Genomic DNA, 17741 nt, shown 5'->3' with positions numbered 1-17741 from the left:
TATGTACGTCAAGACCGACATACGATAAAATTGGTTCCATACCTGCCTCCATGATTTTGGCTCTGTGCGTTATTTTCTTAATATAATGCATAATCCACGCTTTTCATGGAGCGCAGGTTCTACTTGGCAATCATTATGTCTACATTTCATCTTGTGGAATAAAGGGTTACGACAGATCGAAGGGAGGAGATGAATACAAGCGAGTGGTAAGTGGAATGATCTACCCGGAGAGCACTTAATGCCAACGGCTTTCTTTATCAGACATAAGCGTAGTGATTCATTGAACGAAGAACACTTTTGGTCCCTGACCTTGCTTTTCTTCGTGCTGACCGAAGGTCGATTTCGTGTCCTTCATGGTGATTTTATTTGCGGGGTGAGGGAACTCAAAAAAGCCGCACCGGAGTGCGGCACTCCAAAAAAAAAGAGGTCATAGACCCATTGATATTGCCTCCGGGTTCACACCCCAACGAGAGACGCCTTCCCATCGATATCACGCAAATGCCGCGACGGAGCACGGCGCGCCCGAAAACCCATGCCTTTGAGGCGTTAAAGGGAACAAGTCTCACCGAAAGCCCACACCGCCAGGGATTTGCCAACGGATGAGGGCACGACACCCTCCTGGGCGCGCCGTGCTCCGTCGCAGCTTTTTTGTCGGTGACCTCCCCCGGCCCGAACCCGTATAGGAGCGATCCGTCTTCACCTGCGGCTACGCTTTGACATCGGACAAAACACAAAATCAGACATCCTGACCTCCATTCTCCCCTTCGTGGTAACCCTGTTTTTGCTTTTTCTGTCCCCCTTCTGTGCATATCTGTGCATATCTGTGAAATCTGTGGCCCACCGCTTTTTTACCTGTTCCCAAAGGGATCGCGTCTTGCCATTGGACATAATCCCAACTCAAAAACAAACACCCATACTCAACAATTCCAGTAGGATTCAAGCCGTGCCGAATCTGCAGGTCCTAATCAACCCATAGCCATTTTGTCCGCACGGTCAAAATGGCTATGTTGCTTTAAAACCTAACCATATTAAAAATTAGAAGAGATCAAATATGGCACAATATGTTCCCGAAACGTATTTCGCGAACATCCCTATTCCCAACAAAAATCAAAATCATTGACATTATAAACAGTCGGCCACATATATAGAACCAATAGGTTACAATTCCATAGATGTGAACATGGAATAAATCATAAGATTCAAGGGGGTAAACCATGCTCACATGCCATGATGTTGCAGACTACTTTTTGTCCTTGACGGACGAAGAAGCAGGCGACCTGATATCAAATCTGAAGCTTCAAAAGCTGGTCTATTATGCTCAAGGGTACCACTTGGCGCTGTTTGACCGCCCGCTCTTCAATGAGCCCATTAATGCATGGACCCATGGCCCTGTGGTTCCCGTTCTGTACCACCGATTCAAAGAATATGGGGCTGGCGCTATACCCACGCCTGAATCTCTCGATTTAACAAAGATCCCGACAGATGTACGAGAGCTGCTCGATGAAGTGTATGACGTTCTGGGCCAGTTTTCTGCATGGAAGCTTCGCAATATGACCCATGAAGAGTTGCCCTGGCTTGAAGCCAAGGACAAACCAGGGAACCTGATTGCACAGGATTCTATGCGCGAATATTTCAAAACTCAGCTCAACTGATGAGAGCGGGCCGATTAAAGAAGAAGACTCCGAATAAAGGGCTGCGAATAGCACCTTCGGAGCCATCTTCACCAAACCACGACCTTGAACATCCTCTCTTTTCTTTAAAGCACATCACCAAAACCCACTGCCTATCTCATTGTACCAAAGATGAAAAGGCTGCTTTTGCAGACACCCTTTTCAAATTAAGCCGGAGTACATGGCGTCAGCTGAGACAGATGCCGCGTCATGGTATGGGTTACGAAAAAATCGCTACGTCTTCATTGAATACAGAACTCCCGGCCCACCTCTCAGGCCAGGATGTCAACCTGATCGCTTTTCGGTTCAACGGGAAAGCTCCCATGGTGGGGTATCGAGATAAATCCGTATTTCATATCCTGTGGGTAGACCGGGACTTTACTCTCTATGACCACTAATGGTGATAAAAAAAAGAGTCTTGACATTCGACGCCATCAAATCCCATCACATTCTCATAATGCGCCAACGCCTTTCATTGAATGATCCCCCAAAACGAATCCATGCCATGCAATCGCCATAAAAGCCAAAGCAGCGGTCCTTCAATCAATTGATGGCCACGCTTCGCGCTTTGCCCAACCTACATTTTATCCTGTGGAATATAGGGGTACGGCAGATCGGGTCAGAGGAGAGAAATACACGTGAATGGTGAATGGTGAATGGTGAATGGTGAATGGTGAATGGTGAATGGTGAATGGTGAATGGTGAATGGTGAATGGTGAATTCTCTACCCGGAGAGAACTTAATGCAAGCGGTTTTCTTTATCAGGCATGAGCGTAGCGATTCATTGAACGAAGAACAAAGAACCAGAAACGAAGAACAAAGAACCAGAAACGAAGAACGCTTTTGGTCCCTGCCCTTGCTTTTCTTCATGATGATTTTATTTGAGGGGTGAGGGGAACTCGGAAATGCCGCACCGGAGTGCGGCGCTCCAAAAAAAAGAGCGGCCATAGACCCATTGATATACCCTCCGGTATCACATCCCAACGAGCGACGCCTTCCATCGGTATCACGTAAAGCCCGCGACGGAGCACGGCGCGCCCGAAAATCCATGCCTTTGAGGCGTTAAAGAAAGCAAAGCTCACCGAAAGCCCACACCGCCAGGAATTTGACAACGGGCGGAGGCACGACACCCTCCTGGGCGCGCCGTGCTCCGTCGCGGCTTTTTTGCCGGGGGTCTCCCCCGGCCCGAGCCCAGATTGGAACGATCCGTCTTCGCCTGCGACTACGCAGTGCCACCGGACAAAACAGACATCCTGACCTCCGTTCTCCCCCTTCGTGGTACCCCTGTTTTTGCTTTTTCTATACCCCATCTGTGCATATCTGCGAAATCTGTGGCCCACCGCTTTTTCGCCTGTTCCCAGGAATAAGGGGTCACGTCCCCTTGCCGGTGTCTTAGCCCCCTGATCGACGCTGGTCCGTCGTCCCTGACCCCGTCAGCACCAGCGTCAGGGACGACGGCACGGGGAGCTGGAAGTCTCGATAAAAGCATGATACGTTTCGGAAAAGATAATAACCCAGAGGAATGTATGGCAACAGCAGAACAGATAAAATCATTGGTTCAATCTCATTTCAGTGATGACATGGAACGTTTTTATTCCATTGCCCTTCAGGTGGCGGCCCATGAAGCCCGACAGGGGCATAAGGCACTGGCCCATGAGATTCGAAACATTATCGATAGTGAACGGAAAAAAAAAGGACCACAGGTCATAGCGTTTCCGGGGGCCGTTAAAGGGTTGGTTCTGACCGAAGAGCCGTCAACTCCTTTTTCTGCAATGGTGATGACTGATGAGATCGAAAATAGACTCCATCGCGTCGTGCACGAATATCGTCAACAGGCGAAACTGAAGTCACATGGCTTAAAGCATCGACGAAAGATCCTGCTTATCGGCCCGCCTGGAACAGGCAAAACGATGACAGCAAAGGTTCTCGCCAAAGAACTTCACCTTCAATTGCATACGATTCAAGTGGATCGTCTGGTAACGAAGTTCATGGGGGAGACCAGCGCCAAACTGCGCCAAATTTTCGATATGATTCAACAGAATCATGGTGTGTATCTCTTTGATGAATTTGATGCCATTGGCGGAGATCGTTCCAGTGAAAACGATGTGGGCGAGATGCGGCGTGTTCTGAATGCCTTTCTGCAGTTTATTGAGCAGGACACCTCGGACAGCCTTGTCATCGCGGCTACGAACAATCCTAAACTCCTGGATCGTGCACTTTTCCGACGATTTGACGATGTGCTCTATTATGACAATCCGGACCCGGCTCAAAGAAAAGATCTGATTGCCAATGTACTGGGATTATTTATTGAGACTCGGTTCTCTTGGAAGCAGGTGTTAAAAGAAAGCGATGGACTGAGCCATGGTGAGGTAGATTATGCCTGCCGTGATGCTATCAAGGATGCGATTCTTTCGGATCGGGATAAAATAAAGGCAACTCAATTGCTTGTGACCATCAGAGAACGACAGAGGGTGCATGGTGGTATCAAAGGATAACGGTGAATGAAAACGAACCTGCCTCATCTTGTTGTTACGGGTTATGAGCTGAATCGGTATACAAAAGGCAGCAGCCCTCCCATCCCCCCACTCCCACAACCACAAAGAATTCGAGTTGAGCATGGTGCCTTATTAAAACAACGATTGGCACACGCATGGGAAACGGCTCTCAATGAGAGCGTCGTTTATCATTCAAACCGAAAGGGCATCTACCTCGAATTTAAAGGGGAGCCAGGTTACGAGCTGGTCACCCGGAGCCTTGAGCGTTTAAGCGGAAAAGATCCTTCTAATAAGGTGCGTCTGTTAAATATTCGGTCCGAGGTTGAAGGTGAAGGAAATGGCCCTGAAACGACCTACGCCACCGTTTTTGTCCCGCATAAGCAGAAAGATTTCTTTTTTAACCGTATTGAACAATACGCAAAAGAAGAGAGTGTTTCAGGAAAACCGAAAAATGCGAAACTAATCGAGAGTATCTCAGACATTCGCACAGCCCTTGATGTCGAATCCTTTTGGCAAGACCAGAGAAATCTAATCCCTTCCGATGAACCGGCCTGGTGTGAAGTCTGGCTCAGCTCTGAGCGAGATGACGTCATCCACTCTTTTGAAGACCTCCTGGCCCAATTAGAGATCCCTCAAAAATCTGGTGTGATTCGTTTTCCCGAGCGAGCAGTCAAAGTGATCATCGCAACCCGTACCCAGCTGGAGGCCCTCACGCATCTTTCTGACGATATCGCAGAATATCGACGGGCTAAAGAGACAGCAGCCTTCTGGCTGGACCAGGCAAACAGAGAGCAAGCCGATTGGACGGACTCTATTCTGGACAGGATAGAAGTTGATAGTGAGTCTAACGTCGCGGTTTGCATTCTGGATACAGGGGTCAACAACGGCCATCCATTGATCTCACCTCTTCTTGATTCCCTGGATTGTCAGAGTGTTTATCCAGAATGGGGCACCCATGATCATGACAAACACGGCACCTTGATGGCAGGCGTCTCTGCTTACGGAAATTTGCAGGAGGTACTCTCAAATAATCAGTCAATTCAAGTGGCGCATTGCCTCGAATCCGTCAAGATTTTGCCTCCCACAGGAGCAAATGAACCGGAGTTATGGGGATATATCTCCGCGCAAGGTGTTTACAGAGCAGAGATTCAAGCCCCAGATAAAAAAAGGATTACTTGTATGGCGGTGACCTCTGATGACATCAGGGACCGGGGGAGGCCTTCGTCGTGGTCCGCTGAAGTGGATCAGGTTTGTTCCGGTGCTGAGGATGACATGAAGAGGTTGTTCATCCTCAGCGCAGGCAATGCCTCCCTGGCAGATCGCAAAAACTATCCGTATGCCCAGGAAACAGACTCCGTTCATGACCCGGCACAAGCCTGGAATGCGCTGACGGTTGGTGCCTACACCCAGCTTGATCATATCCGGGATACAACCCTTTCAGGATACGAAGCGTTGGCGCCCTTCAATGGGTTATCCCCCTTTTCCACAACATCAGCGAGCTGGAATGATATGTGGCCCATCAAGCCGGAGGTTGTGATGGAAGGCGGGAACCTTGCCAGGGAATCTTCCACAGGCTTTGTGACCGAGTGTGATGACCTCTCCATGCTCTCTACCTTTTATGATCCCCAGCAGTCTCATTTTTATCCCTTTAACATGACAAGTGCTGCCACTGCTCAAGCCGCTTGGTTTGCCGCGCAGATTCAGACGGCGTATCCAGACTTTTGGCCTGAGTCGATTCGTGGACTGATGGTGCACTCTGCTGAGTGGACAGATATTCTTAAGCAGCAGTTTCTTAAAGATGAGAATAAGGGGTCTTACAAAAAGTTGCTCCGGGTTTGTGGATACGGTGTGCCAAATCTAAAAAAGGCCCTTTACTCGGCCGGTAATAGTCTTACACTCATCGCACAGTCGGACCTGCAACCGTTTAATAAGAAGGACACGGGAAGCGGGTATCGAACCCATGAAATGCATTTTTATACGCTGCCGTGGCCGCGGGAAGTGCTTCAAAGCTTGTCTGATTCAGTGGAAGTAAAAATGCGCATCACTCTCTCCTATTTCGTCGAGCCAGGTCCCGGCGAGATAGGTTGGAAAGATCGCTATCGCTATGCTTCCCATGGCCTTCGTTTTGACCTGAACTCTCCAACAGAATCGAAAGATCAGTTTTTAAGGCGGATCAACGCTGAGGCCAGAGACGAAGAGAATGGAAACCCCGGAACCCGCAGTGCATCCAATCATTGGGTACTTGGAGCGCAAGCTCGCGACAAGGGCTCTATTCACTCAGATATCTGGAAAGGATCCGCTGCCGAACTGGCCGCTTCAAATCTCATTGCTATTTATCCCACCATCGGTTGGTGGAAAGAACGGACGCATTTAATGAAGTGGAATCGGAAGACCCGATACTCGCTTATCGTTTCAATTGAAACACCTGAACAGAGTGTGGATATTTATACCCCTGTTGCGGTTCAAATAGGTGTTGCTGTGCCGGTGGAGATTGGAATTTAGGTGGTAGAGGTCAGGTTTTGAGGGCAGTTTCAAAAGGTCCCCAATTTCGATACAAGGTTTCCCTTTTGCCAAAAGCAACAATTCTAAAATTTCACAGACTCGGCCATCACTTCATATAGAAGGGGTTACGTCTTGGCATCGGACAAAATCATACACCCTGGCCTCCATTTTCCCCCTTCGTGATAACCCTGTTTTTACTTTTTCTGTCCCCCATCTGTGCATATCTGTGAAATCTGTGGCCCACCGCTTTTTCGGCTGTTCCCATAACCGATATATCGATCAAGCTTCCCAATTCCACGCCAGCGGTGACATCTATTGATTTTGCGTCAGCGTATTTGTGATGCGTGAGGTCACGCGAACAATGATGGGCACGCTTCGCGCTTTGACCATCCTACATTTTATCATGTGGAATAGAGGGTTACGGCAAACACAAGTAAGTGGTGAGTGGAATTATCTGCGGAGAGCATCGAATGCCAACGATTTTTGTTATAAGGCACGAGTGCTAACCAAGGAACAGGCAACATGTACCTACGCTATTAAAACGCCAGGGCGATCACCTGCCCCAGACCGAATGCCTTGATGTCTATCAAATGGGCGACAAAACAATCCAGCTTCTTACCACCTCATTGTGTTCGAAATCTTAGTTCCAGCCACAACCTCTGGCATCACGAGCTGAACCATGACAACAGTTGGTTATTTACTGATTGTATTAAAGATTAAATTCTGTATTTATATGAGTTATAGAATGGAAAAAAAGAAATGCGGTTGTACAACGTGTGGCCCGATAATTGACTTTGTGATTACTTTACCTGATTTGTTCTCAACTTCACAGGAAATAAGACATGCTAAAAAAAATTACAACCAGTCCTTATTTGAATTTTATCAGTGGGTTTTTCCTGCTTTTTACAGCTTGTTATGAAACATGGGAAAGAATTGGAGACTTTTCAATTGGCGTACATCATGGCATATTGGTTTTCAGCATAGTTCACATTATCAAAACAATCCCCGAAGTTCTGCATGGATTCAAAGAAATAGATGAAGCTAATAATGAGATGAACGAGAAAATATCTACGTAACAAAAGGAAACCAGGGGCCAGGCAACCTATGCCATGAAAAACACCCCGAATGGCAAGCGGCAGGGTCGAGGCCCTGTGACATACCCAATGAAACCCTCACCGCTTACCTATACCAGACCGACACCCACCGTGTCTCTACATACACCCCACCGCCTGAGGCGTCGTTTTTTGTCCGTTTTATTTTGCGCCGGGCCTTAGCCCGGATATTTCACAAATATTCTGGTTAGTTGTCGGTGGATGGCAGATCCATCTCAAATCCCAGCAGCACTCGGGATGCCTTTTCGAAGAGAAGCTCTGCCTCGGGATTTCGAGCGTAGCTTTCATAAAACCCTATAAGCGCAGACTGCCTTCCGCATCGTTCTGCGTCGCTCAAAGGTTTCGACAGATAATCCATACTCCCAGTGAGGGTCTCCACAGCCCCAAGAAGTTTGTCCGTGGCCTCAGGGTTCCGCCCTATCGCCTCGAACAACACCCCGAAGGACTCCAACCGTGCTTTTGCTTCCTCATCGGTGAGGGTGGCCTTCGGTCCTCCGGCAAAATGAAGGGCTGCGGCAACCAGAAGTTCGGAAGCAGCGGGTTGCCGGGCGAGTGCAGTATAAAGCTCTGAAAACGAATGCAGGCGTGCTATCTCCACCTCCTCGTCTCTCAGGGAAGGGTCACGCTGCTTTGTCAGCCCCACAGCAAGCTCTGTAATCTCCCGAATTTCATCTATCGCTTCCGGCTGGCGTGCGATCGATTCATACATCGCCTGGTACGCTGTCATGCGCACTTTGGCCAGATCATTTCCATCCTCGGACACCCTGCCAAGGGCAGATTCCTCGGCTATGACCCTGAAACCATCCATACACTCTGGATTTCTGGCAACGCCCTCAATCGCCTCTACCCCCGCCATTGAACGGGCTATGGAGATGGCGTTGTAATCCGTTTCGGGAGGGTCGATCTCAGAATCCGAATCAATGATACAACCGACGAGACCCATCATCAAACAAACGCAAAGCCCAAGCACTCTCCATAAACGTTTCATCGTTTCCTCCCTTTACAAAAACCAGATACAGCCCTGATGGCAAACTCCAATCAACCGATTCTCATCTCCTGTTATTCCCGTGATTCTGACCCGGATATATGACGAGTCGAGTGCATTCATATTCAAGCCACCAGAGCTGTAGAGGCCGTGTTTTGCCTCAAAACGCTGGTAACGTAGAAGATGGGCCTCGGCTCACCTGAAGGGTGACGACAGGAACCAGCAAACCCGAACAGTAGAAAATGAAAGGTTTAAAATTATAGGAATGTTCCCAATAGGTCAACCGCGAATCAACCCTATCGTTCACCAGAGAAGAAATCAGAAAGCATCCATACATACCCAATACGGATGTAATATCAGCATATTATCTCAACATTTTTTCCTGTTATTAAGTATATACGCATGTCGACGTAATTATCTAATATCTTGATTAATAGAAAAAGCTCAGATCAGATCAGAACGTATTCCTCACGCGCGACGCCTGATCAAATAAAAGCTCTATATACTCGACCATTCACTCTGCAGTGAGGGGAAAACCGGGAAATGGGGACAGGCAACATACGCCATGAAAAACACCCCGGATGACAAGCGGAAAGGTTGATACTCGGTAACATCCCCATGAAAGCCCTCACCGCTTGCCTGGCCCAGACCGATACCTTTGTGACGAGTGAGGTACCGGGAACAATGAAGGGCACGCTTCGCGCTTTGCCCATCCGACATTTCAATTTGTGGAATAAAAGGTTACGACAGATCGAATGAGAGGAGATGAATACAAGTGAGTGGTGAGTGGTGAGTGGTGAATGGTGAATGGTGAATGGTGAATGGAATGATATAGCCGGAGAGCACTTAATACCAATGGTTTTTTATCAGACACGAGCGTAGCGATTCATTGAACGAAAAACAAAGAACCAGGAACGAAGAACACTTTTTTGCCCATCGTGGTAACCCGCTTTCAAGGTGGCACCACCTTGCCGCCGGAGTTATTCCGGTTAAAGTCAACGGCTGAAAGGTGGCGTCACCTTGCCGCCGGAGGCTTTTTTGGGCGTTAAGCGGCTACGCCCTACTTTCGCAACAGACAAAAACAGGCCCGTACGAATCATCGGACAGGCCTGTTTTGATCATCTCTTTTTTTCGTACATCACGTGACAGATTGTAGTTTAATTAAGCCCTGTGGCATGGCATGAAGAGGTGGCACACCCCGTCATCTCCTTATTTTTACCGAACTTCGTCGTGTGACAGCTGACACAGGCCGGACGAGAGGGTCTCGGTGCCTGCCGGATCTTATGCATCGCTTTGAAATAACTTCTGTACCCTTTGGCGGCGTTGACATCGACATCGTCATGGCACTCCACACAACTTCTCGGAGGACGCTTGCCTTTGAGCTGAAACATCTTGTGGTGGCAGTCGGCACACGTGTACTCGTTGTGGGTCGAGTGATTGAACTCCACGGCAAGATCCCGCTGGCTGTTGCCCTTGATAAAATCGATTTTCATACCATCCTTGGGAGCTTTAAATACCGTGCCTTCATCCGCCGTTACCGCAAAGCTGGCCCCTAAGGTCAGGGTTAAACACGCCACACATACCAAGATTATTTTTTTCATCATTTCCCTTCTGATCTTCCGGCGTAGGCTGCTCGAAATAAATCGTTATACAATGCATCACCGCCGGAGGCATTGTTTTGGGTGTTTTTATTTTTTTCCTGCGCCCTTAACCCGGATATTTCACGAGTTGGGTGCGCTCATATGCAAGGCATCAGAGCTGAAGATGTAGTGGTTTACCTCAAAGCTCTGATAACGCGGCAGATGAGTGCACCCGGTTCGCCCGAAGGGTGAGAAAATCAGACAGAATACCGTGGATTACATTTTGCATTTTTGAAACGACTGAAAATATTACTGCAAAAAGCTGTAATTACAAATTATTCCTTAGTCCTGATTGTTTTCTCATGAAATATCCGGGTTAAGCCTTTTCGGTGCGGCTACCCATCCGGCCTGTCAGGATATCCCTGCGGGAAACCTTGGACCGAGATATGACCTGATGGGCTTTTTCCTGCTCCGCCGAGGCCAGTAACGACTCTCTCTGTTGGGCCGAGGCCAACAGCGATTTATGGTAGTTTTCCGGTTTCGTCTCGCAAAGATAGATCACCCGAACCGCTTCAGGATCTGCGAGATAGGCGTCGGGATGACTTTTCTGAACCTCTGCCAGGCGTTTTTTTGCCAGGGCGAGCATCTCGTCCCGATCCCCAAAGTTCATCGTCCCGGTGGGGCAGCTCTGCACGCAGGCAGGCAGCATCCCGACCTTGACCCGGTCGATGCACATGTCGCACTTAAACCAGCGCCCTGTCTCTTCATCCATGCGTGGAACGTTGTACGGACACAACTGCCAGCTTTCAAGATTCACGCGGCGCACGGCGGTCTGCAAAATGGTTTTCTCCGTCATCACCACGGCTCCGGTCTCGGCATCCTGAACGACGGCTCCGGGGGCATAGAGGTTGCAGATGTATTTGCACGGGGGCTCGAGGCAGTGTCGGCACTGCTCGGGAAAGAAATGCCACATCGGCTTGCCCTCTTTGCTGAGTCCCTCTTTAAAATGGACCAGCCGAAGCGTCTTGGACGAAAGATCCTGTGGGTTCTGGTGAGACCCCACATTCCGAGTCTTCTCTGCCGGCAGATTTTTCCACTGTTTGCAGGCAACCTGGCAGCCTCGGCAGGCCGTACAGAGGGTCAAATCGACAAAAAAACTTTTCCCTTTCACGCGTTATCTCCCTTCTTCCACTTGCGGACATTCACCATAAAGGCCTTGTATTCGGGAATCCCGGTATTGGGGTCCCCCACGTTGGGTGTAACGATATTGGCCGAATCGCCACCGCCTTCGGGGGTCACCCAGCCGTAATGCCAGGGCATGCCGACCATGTGAACTTTTTTGCCTTTCACGAGAAAGGGCTTGATGCGCTCGGTCACCATGGCAATGGCCCACAGGGAGCCTCGAACACTTTCGACGGTGACCTTTTCCCCGTTTTCAATGCCTCGCAGCCTGGCAAGTTCGGGGCTGATCTCCACAAACATCTGGGGTTCAGCCTCCACAAGCCAGGACTGCCAGCGGGTCATGGACCCCGTCTGCCAGTGTTCCGTAATTCGATACGTGGTCCCCACAAAGGGATAACGGGGATCACACACGGCCTTTTCCTCATCTCCCACCAATACCGACGTGGGGTTGCTCAGCTGCGAGGAGAAGTGATGGGAGTCCACAGGGCACTCCAGGGGCTCGTAATACTCAGGAAGGGGTCCGTCGGCACGTCCCGGTCCAAACAGCTGGCCTAGCCCATGCTTTCTCATAATAAACGGATGCCGAGATCCCGGGATCCAGCCGCCGTCGGGCACGTCTCCCTGCCAGCGGTTTCCATCCCATCGGATCACAGATTTTTTGGGGTTCCAGGGGTTGCCCTTGGCATCAACGGAGGCCCGATTGTAGATAATGCGGCGGTTAACGGGCCAACACCAGGTCCAGTTGGGGAAGAGTCCGATACGCGCCTGCTCCTTTGTCTGGCTGCTATCCCGGCGTTCGGATTTGTTGCCCTCATCGGTCACGGAGTTGCAGTAGAGCCAGTTGCCCGATGTGGTGGAGCCATCCTCCTGGAGATAGGAAAAGCTGGGCACCTGCTGCCCTTTCTTAAAGGCTTTCCCTTTGACCGTGACGTCCCGGGTGAACCAGCCGTTGATCAGCTTTGCCGTCTGCTGCGCGCTGAAGTGATGATGCCCGGAGGCATCCTTTTCACACATGTTGCGAAAACTCAAACGGGTGATGGGTTCGGGATACGCCCCGCCCTCCTCCTCGTACAAGCGCGCCACCTCTTCCCACAACTCATGGAAATAGTGGCCGTCGGACAAAATGCCTTCGGGGGCATCCGGCCCCTTGTAACGCCACTGCATCCAGCGGCCGGAGTTGGAAACAGAGCCCTCCTTTTCAATGGCCGAGGCACAGGGGATATAAAAGGTTTCCGTCTTGATCTTCGACGGATCCATGCCCGGGCCCTTCCAGAAGTCACTGGTCTCGCACTGAAAGAGGTTTACATTCACCATCCAGTCCAGTTTGCCCAAGGCTTCTCGGGTCTTGTTGGAGTCGGAGCTGGAGCAGGCAGGGTTCATGCCCCAGATCAGCCCCCCTGAAAATTTGCCCTCATGCATCCGGTGAATCAAGGGAATCCAGGAGTACTTACCGGGATCATGATCATCGAGCCGTGGTAAGTACTGGTACCCCTCTTCCGGAGTGTTTTCGGAATACATCGCCTTGATCAGGCTGGCAGAATAGGCGGGATAATGCTGCCACCAGTTGGCACTCATGGGATCCGCGCTCACCGGTGTGTAGGCCGTGTCGTACTGAGAAAGGGTCTCTTGACCGGCAAGGGGGGTTTTCAGGTAGCCGGGCAGAATATGGTAGAGCAGGGCATAGTCCGTGGACCCCTGAACGTTACACTCCCCGCGAAGGGCGTTCACACCGCCACCGGCGATGCCGATATTGCCCAGCATCAACTGAATCATGGCCATGGCACGAATGTTCTGAACCCCTACGGAGTGCTGTGTCCACCCCATGGCGTACATGATGGTCCCCGCTTTATCTTTCTTGCCTGTGGCCGAATACGTTTCGTACAGGGCGGTCAGGTCCGCAGTGCTGATGCCCGACATGGAAGAGACTTTACTAAGGGAGTACCGTTTGTAGTGCTTCTTTAAAATCTGAAACACGCAGCGGGGATGAGCCAGGGTCATGTCGCGCCTGGGGACCCCTTTTTCATCCATATCAAAGGCCCACTGCGATTTATCGTAACGCCTTGTTTTGGGGTCAAAACCTGAAAAAAGCCCATCCTTAAACGAGTAACTTTCCCCGACGACAAAGGAAGCATTGGTGTACTCTCTCATGTAGTCGAGAAAGTATTTTTTATGATCGATAATGTATTTGATCATCCCGCCCAATACGGCGATATCCGTCCCGGACCGCAGCCCCATATACAGGTCCGATTTAGCCGATGTGCGGGTAAAACGGGGATCCACATGGATGATCTTTCCACCTCGCTGCTGGGCTTTGAGTGCCCATTTAAACGAGATGGGATGGTTCTCTGCGGCATTGCTGCCCATAATTAAAATGCAATCACTGTTTTGCAGATCGTTCCAGTGATTGGTCATGGCGCCACGTCCGAACGACTCTCCCAGAGCCGCAACTGTTGCGCTATGTCAGATACGGGCCTGGTGTTCGATGTAGACCAGACCCAAAGAGCGCATAAAGCTGTGCATGGCATAGCACTCTTCGTTGTCGATGGCGGCTGACCCCAGAGATGCGATACCGCGGGTCCGGTTCACCACCTGCCCCTGGGCGTTCTTCTCTTCGAAGGTTCGGTCTCGGGACTCCTTGATCAGGCGGGCAATCCTTTTTTTACACCAGTCCCAATCCTTCTCGACAAAGGTATCGCCGTAGGGCATCCGGTGCAGGCACTTGAGCGTCCGGTTCGGGTTCTCCGTCATCTGAATGGCACCGGCGCCCTTTGCGCACAAGGCCCCTTCGTTAATGGGATGATCCGGATCCCCCTCAATATTGATGGCGCGTCCTGTTTTCAGGGAGGTGTTCACCAGAAGGCCGCACCCCACAGAGCAGAAGGCGCATATTGAGGTGGTCTGCTTACTCCACTTCGGGTCGAGCTTTGTCGCCCGAGCCATCGACGGCTCCACCGAAGCACGCCCCAAACCGCTGAAAACTGGAATTGCAGCCACACTCGCAACTGCCGCAGATGCTAATTTTACAAAATGTCTGCGAGAAATTTCCATGACAACTCCTTCCATTCTTCACTCTTGGTTATCTTGAATAATCATTTTCACTCGAAGGCGATGTCGCCAGAGAAACGTTTATGATCAAATGCCCCAGACGGACAAGGTCGATCTCTTCAGCCCCTGCTTTGCAGCCAGATAATCCAAGGCCATGGATTCCAGGTCATTGAATTCGGGACAGGCCTGTCTATCCAGCCCACGGAAGTCGATGGTCTTCATATACGTGTTGCAACTCTCGCAGGTCTCAACCCGAAATCCGGGTTCTTCTTCCACGGTAAAATACGCAATCTTATCAAAATCGTTGCTGTCGCAGACAGGACAGGCAAGACGCCGAATACGATATTCATGGCGACAGAGGGAACACAGGGCAAACCGAACGCCTTCCTTCCCGCGAAGTTCAAGAATATAGGGTAGATTGCCACAGATCGGGCAGGTTCCGGTCTGACGGATGACGCTGACCTTTCCGTCCCCATGAAGATGATCTCCCAGGATTTGTTCCACTGCGTGCAAGGAGGGTTCAAGGGATGCAAGCATGAGAAATCGAAGGATACCCGGAGCCTCTGGTGTGCGTTGAGCCCAGGCGGTATGGATGGGGCCTTCCCCGGACAAAGATTCCCGAAATGCCTGCTCAAGATCCAGCGTTTTCGTTTCGATCCCCCTGGCTACCTCACCGGCGGCCCTGACAATGGGCTCCGGTATCTCCTCTGCCGGATCGGTGATCAGCGCAACGATTCTAAAAAACAGCGCCACGCCATTTTTATTGTCCAGGGGAAAGTTTTGAGGCGACAGGCATGACCCACCCTGTCCGACGCTGCGACACAGCGAAGGGAAATCAAAGCCAGAAAAGTCCACCGAAACATGGGTGTGTGCTTCCAGCTGCAATGCTAATATTTTTGTAAAAAGTCGGATCAAGCCCTGGGGTAGATGCTCTTTTTTATTCAATACCCTCAGCGTCTTCGATACATTTTTCTGTCTTTTTTCGGTTGATTCCAAAACTATTTTCCTTCGGGTTGGCTCAACGTGATTCGTTTCTCACCAACAGACTGAGATCGTTGATTCATACCCGTTTCATTCGAACAACGTGCCTTCGATGCGGAGAAAGACAAAAATCGAGACCCAAGACCTGTTGTCAAACCTCGGTCGCCACGATTCCACTCACATATGTTGATGCCGTATCATGTCTTACACCACAGTAAAATTAGGAAAACAAGAAAAAAATAAAAAACAAAAGCATCACAAAAAAATAGCCAAAAAATCAGAGGAATGGGACCAGAGAAAACTATCCCCACATAGCTTGGTATAAAAAATATTTAACGAATCAATTACTAATTTTGATAAAAGAAATGCGACAGATTCAAGTTAAAGCAGGGCTTATCTTATAATGAACAGCACGCAGGTGGACGGAAGACCCCTTAAAGACGTCGAAAAAGAATCGCCTGGGAACACTTCGGGAAGAAGGAGACCAGAAAACCAGGGACGAGACGAGAGGCGCTATCCCGGATATTTCATGAGAAAACAATCAGAACTAAGGAATAATTCGTAATTACAGTTCTTTGCCGCAATATTTTTAGTTGTTTCAAAAATGCAAAATGTAATCCACGGTATTCTGTCTAATTTTCTCATCCTTCGGGCGAGCCGGGTGCACTCATCTGCCGCGTTATCAGAATTTTAAGGTAAACCACTACATCTTCAGCTCTGATACCTTGCATATGAGCGCACCCAACTCGTGAAATATCCGGGCTATATTCGTGGGAACCCTGTTTTTGTTATTCCTGCCCCCCCACTTGTTCATATCTGTGAAATCTGTAATTTGACGATTTTTCGCCTGTCCCCATAACGCCCACAACCACTGCCTCCAAACACGAAACCCCGCAAACTGTGCAGTTCACCCCAGCGCCCCGGCTTTTATACCGACAAGGCGGAGCCTGGCACCCGGCACTCTTTGGTAAATTTTTATTTGAAGGATGATAAAACTCGGAAAAGCCGCACCGGAGTGCGGCGCTCCAAAAAAAGAGGGATCATAAACCCATCGATACGGCCTCCGGTGTCACATGCCAACGAGCGACGCCTTTTAATCGGTATCACATACATGCCACAGCTTTTTTGTCGGGGGCCTCCCCCGGCCCGAACCCATACAGCAGATATGGAACGGATATGGATATGGTGGGATATGGGGATATGGTGGGATATGGGATATGGTGGGACATGGGGATATGGTGGGACATGGGGATATGGTGGGACATGGGGATATGGTGGGACATGGGGCCAGGTGCTTTAATGGGTCAGGCAAAAAATAAAGGTAACTATTCCGCTTATGCCCCCGACAGGACCGCCGGAGGCTCTCTCTTGCTCTGAACTCAAGCGGCGTTTGATTCATCCACCGGCACCACCAGGGGCAAGCCGTTGTGGTGGAGAATCTCGACGTTCATGCCGTAAACATCGGCGATCATCTTTGGGGTGACTTCGTGGATCGACCCGGTGGCATGAAGGCCTCCGTTTTTTAAAAAGAGAAACCGGTGGCCGTAGCGAAGGGCGGCATTAAGATCATGCATGGTGATGACGGCTGCCATCTGGTGATCTTCCACAATGTGCCTGATCAGGTTCAGGATGCGCATCTCATTTTTGAGATCAAGGCTGGCGGTGGGTTCATCCATCAACAGGATATCTGTCTCCTGGGCCAGGGCCCTTGCGATGCAGACCTTCTGGAGTTCGCCTCCGCTCATGCGGGTCAGGGGTTTCAGACTCAGATCCGCAAGGCCGAGGTGTGTAATGACGGCATCGACCTTTTCTAAGTCTTCTTGCCTTGGCCGCAGGCCCATGTGAGGTTTTCGTCCAAGGAGAATGGCATCAAAGGCTGTGATGTGGGCTGTTTCACTTTGCTGAGCCACGTAGGCAATGTGCCGGGCAATTTGACGTGGTGCCATGCGACTTGCGTCTCGTCCGCCGATGCTCACCCCACCGCTGGTAGGGGTATAAAGTCGATTCAGGCATTTTAACAGCGTGGTTTTGCCCACGCCATTGGGGCCCAGAATGACCGTGATTTCGCCTGGTTTGGCGATGAAACTGATCTCATTAAGGATCTGCTGAGATCCCCGTTCAAAGCACAACCTATCGACATCAAGGTCCATGGGTTACCTCCTCCTTAAAATGAGCCCGATGAACACCGG

At 50.2% G+C, this 17741-nt stretch carries 11 protein-coding genes; 5 read left to right on the top strand and 6 right to left on the bottom strand.

The annotated features are described in order from the left end of the window. The first annotated feature begins 1214 nt into the window (after positions 1-1214). The 5 genes from Q1Q75_RS20550 to Q1Q75_RS20530 all read left to right on the top strand — a co-directional run bounded on the left by Q1Q75_RS20550 (position 1215) and on the right by Q1Q75_RS20530 (position 7743). Positions 1215-1652, top strand: coding sequence for a type II toxin-antitoxin system antitoxin SocA domain-containing protein (locus Q1Q75_RS20550; RefSeq protein WP_300674676.1), 438 nt, complete (start codon positions 1215-1217; stop codon positions 1650-1652). A gap of 218 nt (positions 1653-1870) precedes the next feature. Then, complete coding sequence (locus Q1Q75_RS20545) at positions 1871-2068, top strand: hypothetical protein (RefSeq protein ID WP_300674673.1); 198 nt, start codon at positions 1871-1873, stop codon at positions 2066-2068. 1128 nt (positions 2069-3196) lie between these two features. Next, entirely contained in the window at positions 3197-4165 is a 969-nt protein-coding gene (locus tag Q1Q75_RS20540; protein WP_300674670.1) for an AAA family ATPase, read from the top strand. A gap of 6 nt (positions 4166-4171) precedes the next feature. Continuing rightward, complete coding sequence (locus Q1Q75_RS20535) at positions 4172-6667, top strand: S8 family peptidase (protein ID WP_300674667.1); 2496 nt, start codon at positions 4172-4174, stop codon at positions 6665-6667. 842 nt (positions 6668-7509) lie between these two features. Further along, the gene (locus Q1Q75_RS20530) at positions 7510-7743 is read left to right on the top strand and encodes a hypothetical protein (RefSeq protein ID WP_300674664.1); all 234 of its coding nucleotides are present in this window, start codon (positions 7510-7512) and stop codon (positions 7741-7743) included. A 223-nt stretch (positions 7744-7966) separates the two neighbouring features. Here Q1Q75_RS20530 and Q1Q75_RS20525 read toward each other — a convergent pair whose 3' ends face one another. From Q1Q75_RS20525 to Q1Q75_RS20500, 6 genes are all read right to left on the bottom strand, one after another. Beyond that, a complete protein-coding gene (locus tag Q1Q75_RS20525) occupies positions 7967-8767 on the bottom strand; it encodes a hypothetical protein (RefSeq protein ID WP_300674661.1) in 801 nt (266 codons plus the stop codon). A 1154-nt stretch (positions 8768-9921) separates the two neighbouring features. Further along, entirely contained in the window at positions 9922-10365 is a 444-nt protein-coding gene (locus tag Q1Q75_RS20520) for a cytochrome c3 family protein (protein WP_300674657.1), read from the bottom strand. Between the two features lie 355 nt (positions 10366-10720). Continuing rightward, positions 10721-11515 carry a 4Fe-4S dicluster domain-containing protein gene (locus tag Q1Q75_RS20515; protein ID WP_300674655.1) on the bottom strand — a complete coding sequence of 265 codons (795 nt, stop codon included), beginning with the start codon at positions 11513-11515 and terminating at the stop codon, positions 10721-10723. Further along, entirely contained in the window at positions 11512-14574 is a 3063-nt protein-coding gene (gene fdnG, locus Q1Q75_RS20510; protein WP_300674652.1) for a formate dehydrogenase-N subunit alpha, read from the bottom strand. The genes Q1Q75_RS20515 and fdnG overlap by 4 nt, the downstream gene beginning before the upstream one ends. Positions 14575-14658: 84 nt before the next feature. Continuing rightward, positions 14659-15567, bottom strand: a complete 909-nt coding sequence (locus Q1Q75_RS20505; RefSeq protein ID WP_300674649.1) for a formate dehydrogenase accessory protein FdhE — start codon at positions 15565-15567, stop codon at positions 14659-14661. Between the two features lie 1364 nt (positions 15568-16931). After that, positions 16932-17702: an ABC transporter ATP-binding protein gene (locus tag Q1Q75_RS20500; protein ID WP_300674647.1), complete on the bottom strand. Its 771-nt coding sequence runs from the start codon at positions 17700-17702 to the stop codon at positions 16932-16934. Positions 17703-17741: the final 39 nt, after the last annotated feature.

The organism is Desulfoluna sp. (genome assembly GCF_030145185.1).
Classification (GTDB): Bacteria; Desulfobacterota; Desulfobacteria; order Desulfobacterales; family Desulfolunaceae; genus Desulfoluna.
Note: the sequence above shows the minus strand (reverse complement) of the source record. Positions and strands in the feature narration are given on the sequence as shown.